The sequence below is a fragment of the Rahnella sp. 1L-D-7-B-C2 genome, from assembly GCF_057290995.1.
Genome location: NZ_JBXAVQ010000002.1, coordinates 77988 through 97527, shown reverse-complemented (window position 1 = coordinate 97527; position 19540 = coordinate 77988). Strand labels below are relative to the sequence as shown.

19 protein-coding genes are annotated in these 19540 nt (G+C 52.9%); 12 read left to right on the top strand and 7 right to left on the bottom strand.

Features of this window, described 5'->3' with window-relative positions:
- Window positions 1–169 precede the first annotated feature (169 nt).
- A complete protein-coding gene (locus tag AC0Z7K_RS03985; RefSeq protein WP_413529572.1) occupies window positions 170–811 on the top strand; it encodes a bifunctional 4-hydroxy-2-oxoglutarate aldolase/2-dehydro-3-deoxy-phosphogluconate aldolase in 642 nt (213 codons plus the stop codon).
- Window positions 812–870: 59 nt separating this feature from the next.
- On the opposite strand, the gene AC0Z7K_RS03980 is transcribed toward AC0Z7K_RS03985, so the two are convergent.
- A complete protein-coding gene (locus AC0Z7K_RS03980; RefSeq protein WP_101080008.1) occupies window positions 871–1215 on the bottom strand; it encodes a RidA family protein in 345 nt (114 codons plus the stop codon).
- A gap of 145 nt (window positions 1216–1360) precedes the next feature.
- On the opposite strand from AC0Z7K_RS03980, the gene yoaA reads away from it, so the two are divergent.
- From yoaA to rnd, 5 genes are all read left to right on the top strand, one after another.
- On the top strand, window positions 1361–3274 hold the full coding sequence (gene yoaA, locus AC0Z7K_RS03975; protein WP_413529571.1) for a DNA repair helicase YoaA: 1914 nt from the start codon (window positions 1361–1363) through the stop codon (window positions 3272–3274).
- 72 nt (window positions 3275–3346) lie between these two features.
- Window positions 3347–4048 (top strand): tRNA (adenosine(37)-N6)-threonylcarbamoyltransferase complex dimerization subunit type 1 TsaB, encoded by a 702-nt coding sequence (gene tsaB, locus AC0Z7K_RS03970; RefSeq protein WP_485612976.1) that lies wholly within the window; start codon window positions 3347–3349, stop codon window positions 4046–4048.
- Window positions 4049–4109: 61 nt separating this feature from the next.
- Window positions 4110–4742: a Slp family lipoprotein gene (locus AC0Z7K_RS03965; protein WP_485612975.1), complete on the top strand. Its 633-nt coding sequence runs from the start codon at window positions 4110–4112 to the stop codon at window positions 4740–4742.
- A gap of 323 nt (window positions 4743–5065) precedes the next feature.
- The gene (fadD, locus tag AC0Z7K_RS03960) at window positions 5066–6763 is read left to right on the top strand and encodes a long-chain-fatty-acid--CoA ligase FadD (protein ID WP_485612974.1); all 1698 of its coding nucleotides are present in this window, start codon (window positions 5066–5068) and stop codon (window positions 6761–6763) included.
- Window positions 6764–6859: 96 nt separating this feature from the next.
- Window positions 6860–7981: a ribonuclease D gene (rnd, locus tag AC0Z7K_RS03955; protein ID WP_413529567.1), complete on the top strand. Its 1122-nt coding sequence runs from the start codon at window positions 6860–6862 to the stop codon at window positions 7979–7981.
- Between the two features lie 361 nt (window positions 7982–8342).
- Here rnd and minE read toward each other — a convergent pair whose 3' ends face one another.
- Genes minE through minC form a run of 3 tightly spaced genes read right to left on the bottom strand, consistent with a single transcriptional unit; the run spans window position 8343 to window position 10142 of the window.
- Window positions 8343–8612 (bottom strand): cell division topological specificity factor MinE, encoded by a 270-nt coding sequence (gene minE, locus AC0Z7K_RS03950; RefSeq protein WP_056770062.1) that lies wholly within the window; start codon window positions 8610–8612, stop codon window positions 8343–8345.
- Window positions 8613–8615: 3 nt separating this feature from the next.
- Window positions 8616–9428, bottom strand: coding sequence for a septum site-determining protein MinD (gene minD, locus AC0Z7K_RS03945; protein WP_056770068.1), 813 nt, complete (start codon window positions 9426–9428; stop codon window positions 8616–8618).
- 24 nt (window positions 9429–9452) lie between these two features.
- The gene (gene minC / locus AC0Z7K_RS03940; RefSeq protein ID WP_112168961.1) at window positions 9453–10142 is read right to left on the bottom strand and encodes a septum site-determining protein MinC; all 690 of its coding nucleotides are present in this window, start codon (window positions 10140–10142) and stop codon (window positions 9453–9455) included.
- A 136-nt stretch (window positions 10143–10278) separates the two neighbouring features.
- Between minC and AC0Z7K_RS03935 the strand changes: the two genes are divergently transcribed.
- The 4 genes from AC0Z7K_RS03935 (at window position 10279) to AC0Z7K_RS03920 (ending at window position 13127) form a co-directional block, all read left to right on the top strand.
- Window positions 10279–10551: a YcgL domain-containing protein gene (locus AC0Z7K_RS03935; protein WP_413529566.1), complete on the top strand. Its 273-nt coding sequence runs from the start codon at window positions 10279–10281 to the stop codon at window positions 10549–10551.
- A gap of 122 nt (window positions 10552–10673) precedes the next feature.
- Complete coding sequence (locus AC0Z7K_RS03930) at window positions 10674–11867, top strand: lytic murein transglycosylase (protein ID WP_485612972.1); 1194 nt, start codon at window positions 10674–10676, stop codon at window positions 11865–11867.
- A gap of 25 nt (window positions 11868–11892) precedes the next feature.
- Complete coding sequence (locus AC0Z7K_RS03925; RefSeq protein WP_485612970.1) at window positions 11893–12549, top strand: fumarylacetoacetate hydrolase family protein; 657 nt, start codon at window positions 11893–11895, stop codon at window positions 12547–12549.
- Window positions 12550–12677: 128 nt separating this feature from the next.
- A complete protein-coding gene (locus AC0Z7K_RS03920; protein WP_112168957.1) occupies window positions 12678–13127 on the top strand; it encodes a YcgN family cysteine cluster protein in 450 nt (149 codons plus the stop codon).
- 100 nt (window positions 13128–13227) lie between these two features.
- Here the strand turns inward: AC0Z7K_RS03920 and AC0Z7K_RS03915 are convergent, their stop codons facing one another.
- Both AC0Z7K_RS03915 and iraP read right to left on the bottom strand, forming a co-directional pair.
- Window positions 13228–13512, bottom strand: a complete 285-nt coding sequence (locus tag AC0Z7K_RS03915; RefSeq protein ID WP_056770122.1) for an ElaB/YgaM/YqjD family protein — start codon at window positions 13510–13512, stop codon at window positions 13228–13230.
- Between the two features lie 126 nt (window positions 13513–13638).
- Complete coding sequence (gene iraP / locus AC0Z7K_RS03910) at window positions 13639–13986, bottom strand: anti-adapter protein IraP (RefSeq protein ID WP_413529563.1); 348 nt, start codon at window positions 13984–13986, stop codon at window positions 13639–13641.
- Between the two features lie 474 nt (window positions 13987–14460).
- Between iraP and AC0Z7K_RS03905 the strand changes: the two genes are divergently transcribed.
- Window positions 14461–16218 carry a sensor domain-containing diguanylate cyclase gene (locus tag AC0Z7K_RS03905; protein WP_485612966.1) on the top strand — a complete coding sequence of 586 codons (1758 nt, stop codon included), beginning with the start codon at window positions 14461–14463 and terminating at the stop codon, window positions 16216–16218.
- Window positions 16219–16285: 67 nt separating this feature from the next.
- Here the strand turns inward: AC0Z7K_RS03905 and AC0Z7K_RS03900 are convergent, their stop codons facing one another.
- Window positions 16286–17395 carry an AI-2E family transporter gene (locus AC0Z7K_RS03900; protein WP_413529561.1) on the bottom strand — a complete coding sequence of 370 codons (1110 nt, stop codon included), beginning with the start codon at window positions 17393–17395 and terminating at the stop codon, window positions 16286–16288.
- 174 nt (window positions 17396–17569) lie between these two features.
- Between AC0Z7K_RS03900 and AC0Z7K_RS03895 the strand changes: the two genes are divergently transcribed.
- Window positions 17570–19267, top strand: a complete 1698-nt coding sequence (locus AC0Z7K_RS03895; protein WP_485612964.1) for a chloride channel protein — start codon at window positions 17570–17572, stop codon at window positions 19265–19267.
- The last annotated feature ends 273 nt before the right edge of the window (window positions 19268–19540 follow it).

Below are 19540 nucleotides of genomic sequence, written 5' to 3'. Positions count from 1 at the left end.
CTGCTTATGCAGCGTTTTTTTATGTCACATCAAGGCTTTTAGCAGTTAGGAATAGTAGTATTGTCCAATCGGGTGTGGTCGGTATCCGGCAAAGTTTCATTTGCAGGACCCTGTGGCAGGGGCGCGCCATCAATCACAACGATGCCTGCGGGCATGAATGGAGAACAAGATGAAAAACTGGAAAACAAGCGCGGAACAAATTCTGACCTCAGGGCCGGTTGTTCCTGTGATTGTGATCAATAAACTGGAACACGCGGTTCCGTTGGCGAAGGCACTGGTTGCCGGCGGCGTGCGTGTACTGGAAGTCACCTTGCGTACTGCGTGTGCGATGGACGCTATCCGTGCCATTGCGAAAGAAGTGCCGGAAGCGATCATTGGCGCGGGTACCGTGCTTAATCCGCAGCAGCTGGCAGAAGTCACCGAAGCCGGTGCGCAGTTCGCCATCAGCCCCGGTCTGACTGACGCGCTGTTGAAAGCGGCTAATGCCGGTTCAATTCCATTGATCCCGGGGATCTGCACCGTGTCTGAACTGATGATGGGTCTGGATGCCGGTCTGCGTGAATTCAAATTCTTCCCGGCGGAAGCCAACGGTGGCGTTAAAGCGTTGCAGGCGATCGCAGGGCCGTTCCCGCAAGTGCGTTTCTGCCCGACAGGCGGGATCACCCCGAAAAACTACCGTGACTATCTGGCACTGAAAAGCGTGCTCTGTATCGGCGGTTCATGGCTGGTGCCTGCGGACGCGCTGGAAAGCGGCGATTACGCACGCATCACTGAGCTGGCCAAAGAAGCCGTATCCGGTGCGGCGAACTGATTTGCTATCGTGAAACAAAAACCTCCCGCGGGAGGTTTTTTTATGTCTGTTGTCAGCCCTTAACGTGCGGCGATGATTTTGATTTCAATCTTATATTTCGGGTTCATCAGATTGGCCTGCACCGTGCAGCGCACCGGCGCATTGCCTGGCGAAACCCACGCGTCCCACGCCTCATTCATCGCCGGAAAATCTTCTTTGTGTACCAGGAACAGCGTGGCATCGAGGATTTTACTTTTGTCTGAACCGGCTTCGGTCAGCACTGCATCGATGATGGCCAGCGTTTCAGCCGTCTGATCTTTCGCGTTCGCGTCCAGATTTTCCGGCACGGCGGTGTAATAAATCGTGTCGTTGTGGATGACCACATCGGACATGCGTGGCTCAGGTCGGATCCGTTCGATAGTCATAAATTGTGTGCTCCTGTTAGTCACTTTTTATTGATGGCCGTAAGGGTATCACAAAGGCTGAATGCGTTGGATTGGCAGATGGCGGTGGTAGTGAAGGCAAGGGATTGGCATAATCACTGCTGATCCGTACAGGTAGAGAGACAGCGTGACAGACGATTTTGCAACAGACGGCGCTTTAGCGCAGAAAATTGAAGGTTTTAAACCCCGTGAACCTCAGCGTCTGATGGCGCAGGCTGTCAGCAAAGCCATCAGCGAAAAGCAGGGGCTGGTGGTGGAAGCCGGTACCGGCACCGGCAAAACCTACGCTTATCTCGCCCCGGCATTGCGCTCGGGCAAAAAAGTCATTATCTCCACTGGCTCTAAAAACTTACAGGATCAGCTCTATTCCCGCGATCTGCCGAAAGTCGCCGCCGCGCTGAAATTCAAAGGGCGTCTGGCGCTGCTTAAAGGGCGCTCAAACTATCTGTGTCTGGAACGTCTCGAACAGCAATCGTTGTCCGGTGGCGATCTTGCCAGTCAGGCGCTGAGCGAACTGGCGCATCTTCGTCACTGGTCGAGCAACACGGAAGAAGGCGATATCAGTACCTGTAACGTGGTGCCGGAAGACAGTTTTGTCTGGCCGCTGGTCACCAGCACGAATGACAATTGCCTCGGCAGCGACTGCCCACTGTACAAAGAGTGCTTCGTGGTTAAAGCCCGTCGTAAGGCGATGGACGCTGACGTCGTGGTGGTCAATCATCACCTGTTTATGGCCGATATGGTGGTCAAGGAGAGCGGCTTCGGTGAACTGATCCCGCAGGCCGACGTGATGATTTTCGATGAAGCCCATCAGATCCCCGATATCGCCAGCCAGTACTTTGGCCAGCAGCTGACCAGCCGCCAGCTGCTGGACATGGCAAAAGATATAAACATCGCTTATCGCACTGAAGTGCGCGATTCCGTGCAGTTGCAGAAAAGTGCCGACCGCCTCAGCCAGAGCACGATGGATTTTCGTCTGGCGCTCGGCGAGCCCGGTTTTCGCGGTAACCTGCGCGACGTGCTCAGCCAGACCGCTATCCAGCGCGCGCTGTTACTGCTCGATGACGCACTGGAGCTTTGCTACGACGTGGTCAAACTGTCGCTCGGCCGTTCAGCTTTGCTGGATGCCGCCTTCGAGCGCGCCACGCTGTACCGTAACCGTCTTAAACGCCTGAAAGACGTCTCCATTCCCGGCTACAGCTACTGGTATGAATGCAACTCGCGTAACTTCGTGCTGGCCCTGACGCCGTTGTCCGTGACTGATAAATTTAGTGACATGATGAAAGAAAAACCGGGCGCATGGATTTTTACCTCAGCGACGCTTTCGGTGAACGATCAGCTGCATCATTTTACCGACCGTCTGGGGCTGGATGACGCCGAAACACTGCTGCTCCCCAGCCCGTTTGATTACGCCACACAGGCGATGCTCTGCGTGCCGCGCTTTCTGCCGGAGACCAACGTTCGCGGTATCTCGAAACAGCTGGCCCGGATGTTGCGCCCGCTGATCGAAGCCAATAAAGGCCGCTGTTTCTTCCTGTGTACGTCGAACCAGATGATGCGTGAGCTGGCAGAAGAGTTCCGCGCGACGCTCACCTTGCCGGTGCTGTTGCAGGGTGAAACCAGTAAAGGCCAGCTCCTGGCGCAATTTGTTGAAGCCGGCAATGCGTTGCTGGTTGCCACCAGCAGCTTCTGGGAAGGTGTCGATGTTCGCGGTGATGCGCTGTCGTGCGTCATCATTGATAAACTGCCGTTCACCTCACCGGACGACCCGCTATTGAAAGCGCGTATTGAAGATTGTCGACTGCGCGGCGGCGATCCGTTCAATGAAGTACAATTACCCGATGCGGTGATCACGCTTAAGCAGGGCGTCGGGCGGTTGATCCGTGATACCGACGATCGCGGCGTGATGGTGATTTGCGATAACCGTCTGGTAATGCGTCCGTATGGCGAAGTTTTCCTCAACAGCCTGCCACCCGCACCGCGCACGCGTGATTTAGCGCAAGCGATCCGCTTTTTACAACACGCTGAAGAGCAGAAATAGCCCGTTGTTTATGCTAGGATCCGCCCCGCAAAAAAGGGTTTAACTCATTCAATCCCCCGCCTGAGGTTTGGCATGTCCACACGAATTTTAGCAATTGATACGGCGACAGAAGCCTGTTCGGTTGCGATTTATAATCAGGGCGAAACGCTCGCTCATTTTGAACTTTGCGCCCGCGAGCATACGCAGCGCATTTTGCCGCTGGTGCAGCAGATCCTCGCCGAAGCCGGGCTGACGCTCAGTCAGCTGGACGCGCTGGCCTTTGGCCGTGGGCCGGGCAGTTTTACCGGCGTGCGTATCGGCATTGGCGTGGCTCAGGGGCTGGCGTTTGGCGCAGAGTTGCCGTTGCTCCCCGTCTCGACCTTACAAACCATGGCGCAGGGCGCGTATCGCCAGACTGGCGCACAACAGGTGCTGGCCGCTATTGATGCCCGTATGGGCGAAGTGTATTGGGGCGAATTTACCCGCGATGCGCTGGGAGTCTGGCATGGCGAAGATACCGAAAAAGTGATCAAGCCGGAACAGCTTCAGGCGCATGCAGCAGAGTTATCGGGGCGTTTTGCCACCGTCGGTACCGGCTGGGAAACCTATCCGCATTTGTTGGGCGAATCTTCTGTTGCAGAATTATTTGATGGCAAAATGTTACTGCCGCAGGCGGAAGACATGCTGCCGCTGGCGCTTCAGCTCTGGGAAAACGGTGTTCGCGTGGATCCGCAAGACGCTGAACCGACCTATCTGCGTAATGAAGTGACGTGGAAAAAGCTGCCAGGCCGGTAATGATGGCAACTTGTCCCTAAAAAAGTGGTCAGAGTTGAGAGTATGCACAGGAGTCATTGCAATGCGTAAGTGGTCCACAGTTCAGCAGTTCTCAGCTACACAAGGTAAAAAACTGGCGTTGAGTGCAGTCGCGCTGAGCGTACTGGTTGTATCAGGTTGTGTCACCGTACCCGATGAAATTCGTGGTACGACGGCCACGCCGCAGATGAATTTACAGGCGGTGCAGGGCGCGCCGAATCTGTACGTCGGGCAGGAGTCACGTTTTGGCGGCAAAGTGGTTTCCATCACCAATTTGCAAAACAAAACCCGTCTCGAAATTGCTACCGTTCCGTTGGATGACGGTGCGCGACCGATTTTAGGCGCAGCATCACGTGGGCGCATTCTGGCCTACATCAACGGGTTTGTGGATCCGGTGGATTACCGCAACCAGCTGGTCACCGTTGTCGGGCCGATTACCGGTGTCGAGAAGGGTAAGATTGGCGAGACGTCGTATGAATTCGTGACGGTCAATGTCAACAGCTATAAACGCTGGCGGATCCAGCAGCAGGTGGTCATGCCGCCGCAACCGATGGGGCCTTGGGGCTGGGGTTACGGAGGCCCCTACGATTCCTGGGGGCGAGGGTTTGGGCCGGGGTTCGGGCCCGGCTGGTATGACATGGGGCCCGCACGGGTGGAGAGCGTCGTCACCGAATAAACCTCCTCACGGAGCGCCACCGCCGCACGTCGGGCAAGCCCCACATGGCGGACAGCCGCCTCATGGAGCGCCACCACCTGCTCGCGGTGCACCACCGGTTGTGCCGCCACCGAAGAAGTAACAGACAGATGAGATCGTTGTTAAGGCGGCTTAATTGCCGCCTTTTTCTTTTTTTGCCACGGATGGCAGGTAAATAGTGACCCGCCTCTCAACCTCGACATTGTTTAAAACGCAACTGGTAAGCTGAGTTAAAATATTGTTAAAGACGTGATAAAACTCGTCGCATATCGAATTGAGACGGTAACAAATTCAGGAGTAATACCTTGGAAAAGGTTTGGCTAAAACGTTATCCGGCAGATGTTCCTGAGAACATCGATCCCGACCGCTACAGCTCGCTGGTCGAAATGTTTGAGAACGCCACATTGCGTTATGCCGACAGCCCGGCATTCATCAACATGGGCGAGGTGATGACTTTTCGGAAACTCGAAGAGCGCAGCCGTGCCTTTGCCGCCTATCTGCAAAACGAACTGGGTTTACAGAAAGGTGACCGCGTAGCTCTGATGATGCCTAACCTGCTGCAATATCCGATTGCGCTGTTTGGTGTTCTGCGCGCCGGCATGGTTGTGGTTAACGTGAATCCGTTGTATACGCCGCGCGAGCTGGAACATCAGCTTAACGACAGCGGTGCAAGCGCCATTGTGATTGTCTCCAACTTTGCCCATACGCTGGAAAAAGTGGCGTACAAAACGCAGATAAAGCATGTGATCCTGACCCGTATGGGCGACCAGCTCTCTGCGGCCAAAGGCACGCTGGTGAATTTTGTCGTCAAATATGTCAAACGGCTGGTGCCGAAATACCATCTGCCTAACGCAATTTCTTTCCGCACCGCCCTGCAGCGTGGACGACGTCTGCAATACATCAAGCCTGATGTGATTAATGACGATCTGGCGTTCCTGCAATACACCGGCGGCACGACCGGCGTGGCGAAAGGCGCGATGCTGACTCACCGTAATATGCAGGCGAATCTGGAGCAGGCGAAAGCTGCCTACGCGCCGCTGCTGCGACCGGGGCATGAACTGGTGGTGACGGCGTTACCGCTGTATCACATTTTCGCGCTGACCGTGAATTGTCTGCTGTTCCTCGAAATGGGGGGACGCAGTTTGCTTATCACCAATCCACGCGATGTGCCGGGGATGGTGAAAGAGCTGGCGAAGTATCCGTTTACTGCCATCAGCGGCGTGAATACCTTATTCAACGCACTGCTTAATAATGAAGATTTCCGCGAACTGGATTTCTCCACTCTGCGTCTCTCGGTCGGTGGTGGAATGTCGGTGCAGAAATCGGTGGCGGATAAATGGGAAAAACTCACCGGCAAACACTTGCTGGAAGGTTACGGTCTGACCGAGTGTTCACCGCTGGTGGCCGGTAACCCTTACGATCTCAAGCATTACAGCGGCAGCATTGGATTACCGGTGCCATCTACGGAAATACGGCTGGTGGACGATAACGGTCAGGATGTCGCCGCGGGCGAGCCGGGCGAGCTGCTGGTACGTGGCCCGCAGGTGATGCTGGGCTACTGGCAACGGCCGTCGGCCACCGATGAGGTGCTAAAAGATGGCTGGTTATCGACGGGCGATATCGTTACAGTGGACGAGCAGGGTTTCATACGGATTGTTGACCGTAAAAAAGACATGATTCTGGTTTCCGGTTTCAACGTCTACCCTAACGAAATTGAAGAGGTGGTTTCACAGCATGACAAGGTTCTTGAGGTCGCTGCTATTGGCGTTCCGAATGACGCGTCGGGTGAAATCGTCAAAATTTGCGTGGTGAAGAAAGACCCGTCACTGACCAGCGAAGAACTCCTGGCACATTGCCGCCGGTTATTAACCGGCTACAAAGTTCCGAAGATAGTCGAGTTCCGCGACGAGTTACCGAAGTCTAACGTCGGTAAAATCCTCCGGCGCGAACTTCGCGATGAGCAGGCAAAACCGAAAGCCGATCCCAAACAGGACGCTGCATAACGGTGAGCGCGCTGTTCAGTCGTGGTCAGACTCCCAACGCCGGCATTGTCCGGAATTGTCACGTTATAACGCAGTTATGATTAAGAGAATTAAGATTTGAATTATCAGTTGATTACTACCAATGATGCACTGGAGCAGGTTTGCCTTCAGGCCAAAGCGCACAGCAAAATTGCGCTGGATACCGAGTTTGTCCGCACTCGCACTTATTACCCGCAGCTGGGCCTGATCCAGTTATTTGACGGCGAAAAACTGACGCTGATTGACCCTTTGCCGATCACCGCCTGGCAACCCTTTATTGATCTGCTGACCAATCCTGATGTGGTGAAATTCCTGCACGCAGGCAGCGAAGATCTGGAAGTTTTTCTCAACGCGTTTGGTGTGATGCCCACGCCGCTGATTGATACGCAGATTCTGGCCGCGTTCAGCGGTCGTCCGCTGTCTTGTGGTTTTGCGCGTCTGGTCGCGGAAACGACCGGCGTGGAACTGGATAAAAGTGAATCGCGTACCGACTGGATTGCCCGTCCTCTGAGTGAAAAGCAGTGCGTGTACGCTGCCGCCGACGTCTGGTATCTGTTGCCGCTCGCCGATCAGCTGATGAAAGAAACCGAAGAAGCAGGGTGGATGGACGCTGCGCTGGATGAGTGTCTGGCTTTGTGCCGCCGCCGCAAAGAAGTGCTGCAACCGGAACTGGCTTATCTCGAAATTCCCAATGCTTTCCAGCTGCGTCCGCGTCAGCTAGGTTGCCTGAAGCTGCTGGCTGCGTGGCGCCTCAATCAGGCGCGTCAGCGTGACCTGGCGGTGAATTTTGTCGTGCGTGAAGAAAACCTCTGGCAGGTTGCACGTTATCAGCCAGGATCGCTTGGCGAGCTCGAATCCCTTGGCCTGAGCGGCCCGGAAATTCGTTATCACGGACGCACGCTGCTGGCGTTGGTAGAAGAATCCAATGCGCTGGATGAGTCTGAACTGCCGGCGCCTATCCTCAATCTGATCGACCAGGCGGGTTATCGCAAAGTATTTAAAGACATTAAAGCGCTGATTCAGACGGTGAGCGAAGAGAGTGGACTAAGCGTCGAACTGCTGGCTTCACGACGCCAGATTAATCAATTGCTCAGTAGCCACTGGAAGTTAAAAAACAAGGAATCTCAGCCAGAATTAATCAGCGGCTGGCGCGGCAAACTGTTAGCGGAAAGGCTGGCAGAAATACTGAAAGATTACTGATTCGACATCCCCAAAGGGATATTAAATTCAGTCAATGAATACTAAGGGCGGAATTATTTCCGCTCTTTTTTTATGGCTGGATTTTATTCCAGCCGTCGTCTTAATAATCTGCAACAACGTGCCGATCGAAAAAAAGGCGAGGCTACACATTAAAGCGAGTAAAGATGAGGCTAAATGGGAGGAGTCTTAATCAGAGTTTTGCGAAAAAAGAAAAAGAGGAATAGATATCAGGGCTGGTTATTTAAACAGTGTGCAGTTATACAGTATAAAATTAAACGAGTTGTTTTTAAGTAGCCCCCCTGAAAAACAGGGGGACACTATTTTGGCAGAAAAACCATCAAAACAGGCAAATCAACTGCTGTCATTTAGGCGTTTCTTCCGATTCCGGCAGGGTGACGTTAAGCTCCAGTACGGAGATATCGTCACCTTTTTGCTCGAACTGAACCTGCAACATTTCAGGGTCAATCTTAATATACTTACAGATCACCGCTAAAATGTCGCGCTTCAGGTCAGGCAAGTAGGAGGGCTCGCTGTCCCCCCGACGTCGCTCTGCTACGATGATCTGTAGCCGTTCCTTGGCTATATTGGCTGTCGGCTTTTTACGGGACAGAAAGAAATCTAACAAGGCCATGGTTTATCCCCCAAAAAGGCGTTTCAGGAAACTCTTCTTCTCTTCCTCAATAAAACGGAACGCACGTTCTTCACCAAGCAAACGGCTGACGGTGTCATCGTACGCTTTACCCGCATCGGATTCCTGATCCAGGATCACCGGCTCGCCCTGGTTGGACGCACGCAGGACTGACTGGTCTTCAGGGATCACGCCCAGCAGTGGAATACGCAGGATTTCCAGCACGTCTTCCATGCTCAGCATATCGCCACGGCTTACGCGGCCCGGGTTATAGCGAGTGAGAAGCAGATGTTCTTTGATAGGCTCTAAGCCTTTTTCCGCACGACGAGATTTTGAAGACAAAATGCCCAAAATGCGGTCGGAGTCACGAACTGAAGAGACTTCCGGGTTAGTGGTGATAATCGCCTCATCGGCAAAATACAGGGCCATCAGCGCGCCGGTTTCGATGCCCGCAGGAGAATCGCACACCACGAAGTCGAACTGCATTTCGTTTAAATCATTAAGAATTTTTTCTACGCCTTCGTGGGTCAGCGCGTCTTTGTCACGCGTTTGCGAAGCCGGCAGAATGAACAGGTTATCGGTGCGCTTATCTTTGATAAGTGCCTGATTCAGCGTGGCGTCACCCTGGATCACGTTAACGAAATCGTAGACCACGCGGCGTTCACAGCCCATGATCAGGTCGAGGTTACGTAAACCAATATCGAAATCGATAACAACAGTTTTCTTGCCTTTTTGAGCTAAACCGGTAGCGATGGCCGCGCTTGAAGTGGTCTTGCCAACGCCCCCTTTACCCGATGTAACAACTATGATGCGTGCCATGAATGGATTCCTTGTCAAAAGGGCTTAGTTTAAAGGTTGTATGGTTAACACGTTATTTATCAGGCTGAGGCGCGCGGCCTGACCGAGATAATCGGCCGGGATTTGGTCACTCAACCAGTATTGCCCTGCGATAGAGACTAACTCTGCGCCGAGGTGTGTGCAAAAAATCTGACAGTTTGCATCACCGGCGGCACCGGCCAGCGCTCTTCCTCGCATCATGCCGTAGATGTGGATGTTGCCATCGGCAATCAGTTCCGCACCTGCGCTGACGCTGCTCGTCACAATGAGGTCGCTGTTACGGGCATAAATTTGTTGTCCGGATCTGACCGGAGTACTGACAATGCGGGTTTTGGCCGGGGCATTGTCGGGCACGACAGGAACAGGCGGCTCGGCGGCGATACGCTGTGCACGGCCTTCACTCAGCAACGGGAGACCGGTGCGGGAAAGTGCGCGTTTTTGCTTTTCGTCTTTGCAACCACTGATGCCAACAACGCGAAAGCCTGCAGAAGCGACAGCCTGTTGAATGTCTTTCCAGTTTGCTTCACCACTCAGTGAGGCAACGTTGATAACAACAGGGGCATTTTTCAAAAAGGCGGGCGCTTGCTCCACTTTTTCCTGTAATGCCTGATAAATAACCTCAGGTTGTGAACTGTGTAAATGAACAACCGATAAGGTAAAACTGCTGCCTTTTAGTTCTATTGGCGATTGTGACATCTATCCTGACTCAGTCTTTGCAACTCTAAATCCCCGGAATACCACTCGGGGGGCGATATTCCGATGTACGTTAAGCATGGTATAGTTACAGTTATATCTAGGCAAGCCACCGTTTCAATTTAATAGAGTTAAAAAAATGTATTGTGTGATCTATCGAAGTACTAAACGTGACCAGACATATCTTTATGTAGAAAAAAAAGACGATTTCTCTCGCGTGCCTGAAGAATTACTCAAAGGTTTTGGCGTGCCACAGTTTTCAATGATGCTAAATCTGGCGACCCGCGAAAAATTAGCTACTGCCGATATTGCCAAAGTACGACAGGCACTCGAAGAACAAGGTTATTATCTGCAAGTGCCACCGCCGGTTGAAAGTTTATTGAACACTCACCTGAGTGACAGCAATAAATAACGCGTTCCTGACATTTGTTACGCCATTTCCCGAACTTTCCGACGTCTTAACTTGCATTCATCGTTGTAGTATCTAAGGTTACAGCGATGAATCATTTTTTGAATGTCAAAAGGAAGAGTTTGATGAAATTGTCGGCACTGGCAGTCTTAACGCCCCTGATTATCCTCAGCGGTTGCGCAGCACAGAAAGCAACCTCCGGGCAACCCGCAACACCGCCAGCCGCTGCTGCCCAGGCACCTGCTACTGCACCCACTGCTGCGCCCGCTAAAACCTCTCTGGCTGAACAGGGTAGGGATCCGGCAGAGTTTCCGGCATACGTAGAACAGCTTAAGGCTCAGGCGCGTGCGCAGGGCATCAGCCAGCAAACCATTGACAGTACCTTCGCTACTATTCATTTCGTCGATCGCGTCATCAGTTCCGACCGCAATCAGCTCGAAAAGAAAATCACCCTTGATGATTACCTGACCCGCGTTCTGCCTGAGTGGAAAATTAAAGCCGGTCAGGAACAGTACCGCAACAATCTGCCTGCGTTGCAACAGGCGAGCGATCGCTATGGTGTGCAGCCGCAGTACATCGTCGCCCTGTGGGGGATGGAAAGCAGCTTCGGTAAAATTCAGGGTAAAGAGGATGTGTTCTCAGCGCTGGCGACGCTGGCCTTCGAAGGCCGCCGCGAAGCTTTCTTCACCAAAGAATTTATGTCCGCGCTTAAAATCGTCGATTCCGGCCATGCCTCCGGCGATATGATGAAAGGCTCGTGGGCGGGTGCGATGGGACAATCGCAGTTCATGCCGAGCTCGTATCTTAACTACGGCGCTGACGGCAACGGCGACGGCAAAATCGATATCTGGAAAAACACTGACGACGTGTTTGCCTCCACGGCAAATTACTTATCTAAAGAAGGCTGGAAGGGCAATCAGGGCTGGGGTCAGGAAGTTAAACTTCCCGCTAACTTTGATGCCGCCCAGGCAGGCCTGAAAAATAACCAGATGCACCCCGCCAGTTACTGGCAGCAACAGGGTGTTACTCAGGCAGATGGCAGCCCGCTGGCCTCGACGGCAACCCGTGCGTGGATCATCACGCCAGATGATGTGCAGGGGCGCGCGTTCCTGGTTTACGACAATTTCCGCACGATCATGCACTGGAATCGTTCAACGTATTTCGCACTGAGCATCGGTATGATGGCTGACGGCATTATGGCCGCGCAGGGACAGGCTCCGGCGCCGACTGGCGAACTTACACCAGCAACACCATCACCATCGCCTGCAACGCCGTCCGCACCGCTGGCACCTGCGCCGCATAATCCGTTCAGCGGCTAACGACTTTTCACTAAGGAGTGACGTTATGTACCAACACCGGGACTGGCAGGGCGCGTTACTGGATTTTCCAGTGAATAAAGTGGTGTGTGTCGGCAATAACTACGCCGATCACATTAAAGAGATGGGCAGCCAGGTATCTGCCGAACCGGTGATATTTATCAAACCGGAAACGGCGCTGTGCGATATCCGCCAGCCTATCGCATTGCCCACGGGTCTCGGCACGGTACATCACGAAGTGGAACTGGCGGTGCTTATCGGCACGCCATTGAAACAGGCGACGGAAGACCGCGTCGCCAATGCCATTGCCGGATACGGTCTGGCGCTGGATTTGACGCTGCGCGATTTGCAGACGCAGTTCAAAGCTGCCGGTCAGCCGTGGGAAAAGGCCAAGGGTTTCGATGGATCCTGTCCTGTCAGCGGTTTTATCCCGGTGAGTGAATTTGGTGATGCGCAGCAGACCGGGCTGTGCTTACTGATCAACGGCGAAACCCGTCAGGAAGGTAATACCCGCGACATGCTGACGCCCATTCTGCCGCTCATTGCTTACATGAGCCGCTTTTTTACACTGCGCGCCGGTGACATCATTCTTACCGGCACACCGCACGGCGTTGGCCCGCTAAAGGCGGGAGATGAAATCTTAGCTACACTTAATGGTAAGCAAGTTACTACGCGAGTGATCTGAGACGCGCCACTGAGTGATTTAAAACAAAGTACCTCTTCGCCGGAGCTGGTTTCCGGCGGCTTTGCTTGCATCTGCCGGCCAAAGCGTCTATATAAGCACCCTCATTTTACTTCTACCGGATGCACACTATGACTGAACCCGCTTTTTGGCAGGAAAAGACGCTGCCTGAAATGACCAACGAAGAATGGGAAGCATTGTGCGACGGTTGCGGACAATGTTGCCTGCACAAACTGATTGATGAAGATACCGAAGAAATCTACTTCACCAACGTTGCCTGCAATCAGCTCAATATCAAATCCTGTCAGTGCCGCAACTACGAGCGCCGTTTTACGCTCGAAGAGGACTGCATCAAACTGACCCGTGAAAATCTGACCACCTTCGACTGGCTGCCGCCGACCTGCGCCTATCGTCTGATTGGTGAAGGCAAACCGCTGTTCCCGTGGCATCCGCTGCTGAACAAAGCCTCGAAATCTGCGATGCATACCGCGCAAATTTCCGTACGTTACATCGCTGTGCGCGAAGATGACGTGGAAGACTGGCAGGATCACATCCTCAACAAGCCGAGCTGGGCGAAGTAATTCCCTCTCAGTCAGTCAAAAAATCCCAAAAAAAATCCGGAACCATAAGTTCCGGATTTTTTGTTTCTAAGAACCGGTCACCCAATCCTCAAAAGGTGTGTTACTTACGGCCGAGCAACAAGCCCAGCACAACACCAATGGCACCTGCGGCAATCAGGCCTGACAGCGGGTTATCTTTCACCTTGTCAGCCACGCCCGAGAGGGCTTCGCTTGCCTGTCCGGAGAGCTTACGTGCTGCGCCTTCAATCTGGTGCTTCGGAGAATCAACGAAGTTACCAAACTGCTTCTGGGCTTCACCGGCGAACTCATTGGCTTTGTTTTCAACTTTATCAGCCAGGCGGTTTGCGTCTTTGTTCAGGTCTTTATCATAATCTTGTGATGACATCGTATTCTCCTTTGTTTGCAGACTTAAAGCGTAGTCGGGAATTTCCGTCATTGCACTTTTCAGACAGCATTACAGGACTTTTCCGAAGGCAGAGCCCAAACGCGTCCGGCATTTGTTATCCCGCTGTTATGATTCTGCTACAGCGTCCGGGCCTTTACCGTTGATTGCGTTCAGGGTATCGGCATTCAACTCCGGGTCAGCCTGATCGATTAAGCGCGTGGTTGAAATAATGGCCTGAAATTGCTCGAATAAAAGTGTCGCATCCGATTTCATGGAATCATCGTCCGAATCGAGCACTGAGTTGATGGCTTTATTGACGCTCTCGATAATTTCCTGCGGACCGCCGTTTTTCCCAACGGTTAAAAACAGTGCACTAAGAAGAAGGGACTGAGCCTCCACCTGCGCGGTGAGTTGCTTGGCGTCTGCTTCCATCCGGGAGATCTTCGCGATCATGCTTAAAATAATGTTTTTCATTTGTGTGGCTCCTACAGATAGAGAAGTATTACCCGCTCGTTAATTCTTCGCCCGGTTCAACGACTGTCTGTGATATTCAGATAATCTGATAGTTAATCAATTGGTTAAATAAAACTTTGAAGAGTCTGCGTGCCAGCCTGCTGAATGTCTTCGCCCGCGACGGCAGATTTCCCCCAGCAGGCTAGCACAGACTAAAACAGAATATCCACGAGATGGATGAGGGCAAGGCCTCACAACGCGCGAAATGTGAGTTTTTCAGCATTTTCTTTGTTATTTTATCGTTATTCGCTAACCTTGCAAAACTGCCTGCGGCAGGCACAAAGATTTATCTTTTTTAACAGTTTCCCGGCTGAATTAAATAAAATTAACGGCTTTTATACCTGTAATAGCGCATTGATACTGAAGAACCTGAAAATGCGATGAAAAGGTATAAGAATTTTATTAAGAAAATTTTCTGATTTTAAGAGTGTAACCATGCTGACCAATCTAAGTAACAATGAAGCAAAAAGGCATGCGGCGATCGATGCTCTTAAAGCAGATGACAGAGGCCGCGATGATACGCTGAGAAAATACACTTTTCTCGCCTGCCGCTTACTCAACGTGCCGATGTGTTTTGTCTCCGTCCTTGATGACGAAAAACAGTTTGTTAAATCCGCCCAAAACGTGCCCTTTACTGAAACCAGCCTCACCGATGCCTTTTGTGCGCATACCGTGCGCAGCGAACAGACCCTAATCTGCAACGATACCTTGCAGGATGATATGTTCAGTCACTACCGGCTGGTGCATGAAGCGCCGTTTATCCGTTTCTACGGAGGTTGCCCGCTCAGAACCCGTGAAGGGGTGATCGTCGGAACGCTGTGCCTTCTGGACAATCAGGCGCGCGAATTCTCTGCGGAAGATATCGAAACGTTCGAGAAAATCGCCGATCTGGTCTCGGTGTTTTTGGAAACGTGGCACGCCGTCGGGTATGTCGATATCGTGACGCTGCTGCCCAACCGTCAGAGACTACTGCGCGATATGTCCTACCTGAACGGTGCTGACAACACGCTGGTGATTATCGACTGCATTGATATCGCTTTTGCCTACGAGGTTGCCCGGTCTCTTGGCATGGGTGCGGTGGAAAGCCTGTTGCAGGATATGGCGCTCAAGCTGAAAGCCAAACTTAATCTGGATGGATTGTTATATGCGGTGGCGGTCGGACGTTTCGCCTTCCTGCTTAAAGACAGCGAGTCCAGGACGCTTGAGGCCATCGCCGACGCGCTTAAAGGCACGCAGGCCAGTCTCAACAGCCAGATCCCCCTTAATCTGGATATTCACATTGGCGATTCCGGAGAGTATTCGCATGAGCTGATCCCTGCTGAAATTCTGCGCCGCGCGGTGAGTGCCTTGCACGAGGCGATCAGCCAGAAAAAACGCTTTATGACGTACGACGCCGAAATCGACAACAAAAAGAGAAATGACTTTCAGCTGCTGTCCGAGTTGCGCAAGGCGCTTCACGAGGGCAACGGCCTGTATCTGGTCTATCAGCCGAAAATCTCCCTGACGACCGGCAGCGTGACCGGTGCAGAGGCGCTGATCCGCTGGAAGCATCCGTTGCTGGGCGAAATCATGCCCGGCCAGTTTATTCCGCTGGTTCAAAAAACCAGCCTGATGAGCGAACTGACCGACTGGGTTATCGACCATGCCATCCGACAGATAAGCCTGTGGTGCGATAAAAACTTTCAGGTTCCGGTCTCGATAAATCTGGCGGCCAGTGATTTTTCCCGTCCCGGTTTTGCCGACGCGCTGGAAGAGAAAATGCTCAGCCATACGCTGTCGCCTTCTTTACTCAGCGTGGAGTGTCTCGAAACCGAGAAAATGCTCGAAAGCCCCGACGCGCTGGAAGGGCTTGAACTGCTCAAGCTGCGCGGATTCCGTATTTCTCTGGATGATTTCGGCTCGGGTTACAGCAACATAAACGTACTGCGTAAAATTCCCATGGATACCATTAAACTCGACCGTTCGATTGTCGGTACGATTTCGACCGATCACGGCAGTCTGGTGATCGTCAGAAACGTCATCCGTTTACTCAAACAGCTGGATTATGAAGTGCTGGCGGAGGGGGTCGAAAACGAAGAAACGGTGGATATTTTGCGCGGCCTGGGATGCGATGAAGTGCAGGGGTATTTCTACTCCCGACCGCTGAACCCGGAACTCTTCGAACTGTGGTGTGAGGAGCGCGCGGCAGTCTAGGCTTGCTACAGGCAAAAAAAATGAGCGGGGATTAAGCCGCTCATTGTGAAATCACCACCGGGGGCTATCAGGCGCCCGGATGATTTTTCCCTTCTTCGATAAAGTCTTCGTCAATTTCATCAATATTATCGCGGTGATCGCGCCCGGAAAGAATATTCCAGCAGGCGATAAACAGCGCCGCAATCAGCGGACCGATGACAAATCCGTTAATGCCGTAGACTTCCATCCCGCCCAGTGTACTGATAAGAATCAGATAATCTGGCATTTTGGTATCTTTTCCGACCAGCAGCGGTCGCAGAATGTTGTCCACCAGGCCGATAATCACCACGAAGAACACCACGATGAAGATGCCTTTCCACAGCATGCCGGAGGCGAAGAAGTAGATCGCCGCCGGTACCCAGATAATGGCTGAACCCACTGCCGGAATGATCGACAGAAACGCCATCAGCGCGCCCCAAAGTAAACTGCCTTCGAGACCGGCGATATAAAACGCAAGACCGCCGAGCGCACCCTGAACGATCGCTACCACCACCGTACCTTTGACCGTCGCACGCGCTACGGCGGCAAACTTCATAAACAGGTGATGCTTCACGTAGCTCGACAGCGGCAGAGCGGCCAGGATCAGGTTCACCAGATACGCGCCGTCTTTGATCAGGAAGAACAAAATGTACAACATGATGACGAAACCGAGAGCAAAACCGAAGGTGCTCTTACCGATGACGAACACGCTGCCCGCCAGATACTGGCTACCCTGAAGTGCCACGTCTGACAGTTTTTTCTGGATTTCAGTGGTGCTGTCCAGATCATGGTCGGAAAGGAAGTGACGCGCCCAGCGAGGAAGATGATGAATCACATCCGCCAGAATCATCGGCAGCTGCGTTTCATTTCCCTGCAACTTGGTGTAGACCGCGTTGAACTCAATCGCCAGCGAGGAAACAATGATCGCCAGAGGTGTGAAGACAATCAGACAGATGATCAGCACCGTCAGCAACGACACCAGGCCGTTACGATCGCCCACATACTGTTTCAGCCGGTTTTTCATTGGATTGAAAATCACGGCCAGAATAATTGCCCACAAAACGGATGAATAGTAAGGCTGTAAAACATCAAAAAAAGCCAATGTTACGATCAGTAAAATCGTAAGAAAAAACCCCTTGGAAAGACCTTTAACTACCATATTAATTCCTTTGAATGTACCTGTTGCTCACGAAGCATAGAGTGCATCTTCGTTTTTGCAAAAATTCCTTCCTGCCTGACCGCATTCTTCCGGTTCACCCCCGGTCATGGACATGAGAAACGCCCGCCAAAATGCTATTCTCCCTGCCAGCACCTTTTCCACTAAGAGAACCTGATGGGCCTGAAAGCATTCGATTCCCTGCAAAAGGGTGACTGGGTAAACCTGTTGATCGCTATTCCCGCCGGGATTGTCGCTGCACTGGTGACGATCGCCTTTCGCGGCGCGATTTCCGGTATTAACGGCCTGATGTTCACCGACGGCAGCGACATCACCAAAGCCTTTAATGAATATCCGAGAGTGGTCTGGCCGCTCATCACCACGGCGGGCGGCATTATTGCCGGTTTCATTTTGCTGTGGGCGCTGCGCCACGAAGATAAGCACGGTAAAATGCCTGATTACCTTGATGTGATCGATCAGCGGCTGCCGGGCATTCCGGTAGTCAGCACAGTGCTGCGCGGTTTGTCGTCGCTCGCCAGCATCGCCAGCGGCGGGTCGATCGGGCGTGAAGGCGCGATGGTGCAGCTCTCGGCGCTGAGCGGAAGCCTGCTCGGGCGCTTTTCGCGTTTTAAGGACGTCCATCAGTCCGATATTATCGCTATGGCCGCGGCGGGTGGTCTGGCGGCGGTCTATCACGCGCCGTTTGCCGGTGCGCTATTTGTGGCGGAAATCGCTTTTGGCGTGACCGCCGTCCAGCGGCTGATCCCGCTGTTTATCTCGGCGTCAGTTGCCGTGCTCACCGTCCGCTCGCTGACGGGTTATGCACCGTTGTACCTCTATTCTTGGGCAATCTTTAGTCCGTCATTTGGCGCGATCATCACCGTACTGATCATCGGCGCAGCGACCGGGATCCTCGGGCCGCTGTTTATCTCCTCGATTGATAAAGTCCGCCAGTGGATGAAACCCATTTCGCATCCGGCTCTGCGGTTAGGATTGGGCGGGCTGGGTGTCGGGCTGGTGGCGATGATTTCGCCTCTGGTGCTGGGCAACGGTTTTGAAGTCATCGATCTCATTTTGAATAACGGCGATTTGCAGACGTCACTGCTGGTCTTGCTGATTTTAAAAATTGTCGCCACGGCGATAACCATCGGCTCGGGCGCAGTTGGCGGGCTGTTTACGCCGTCGCTGCTGATTGGCGCAGCGGGCGGGGCGCTGGTGTGTACCTGCCTGCAATGGCTGGGATTCGATCCCGGACCGGTCGGATTGTACGCAGCCATCGGCATGAGCGCACTGCTGGCGGCGACCAGCCACGCACCGCTGATGTCGATCATGATGGCGTTCGAAATGACGCTCAACAGCTCCCTGTTGTTCCCGCTGATGCTGGCGACCGCGATTTCTTACGTTGTCGCCTCGCGCCTGAAAGAGGGCGGCACTTATCCGGTGCTGACGCGCCATAACGCCCGTTTCCTCGCGAAGAATGAATTCGAATACAGTACCGTCGCTTCGCTGGTGACGCCTTGCTCGAAAATGTACGTCGACGCCTCGCTCTCCGAGGTGGTCAGCGAAGGGCTGAAACAGCGTACGCGCTATGTTTATGTGGTGGACCGGGAAGAACGATTCCTCGGCGTGGTGCCGACCAACGTGCTGGCCAGCGGTATTATTGACGGCAGCCTGAAGTCTGATGACCCGATTGATGCATTTATCGAACAGGAGTTTACCACGCTGTTCCAGCAGGCCAGCTACGAGCAGGCGTGGGCGATGTTCAGCAACTCACCGCTTGAGCGCCTGCCGGTGCTGGAAAATGCACAATCCCGCCGTCTGCTGGGCGTGATCACCAAAGCCGCATTGCTCAATAAAGCCAAAGACTTCCTCTGATCTCCTCATAATCCCAGCCGGTTTCTGTGACGCAGACCGGCTGGCGATTGTAATACCCCTCATTTTCCACTCTGTGCCTCTCTGGCGATAAAAACCCCGGATAACGCAATTTATTCAAACTAAATCAGTACGTTATGTGTATTTTCTTAAATACCTCTTTGGAGGTAACTGCCGTTATGTGAATTTTTATACGACGGCGCTGACTTGATCGCAATCAAAGGGACTCATCACGCGCGTGAATACCCTGAGGCTAACGTGAGCAATGTAATTGAA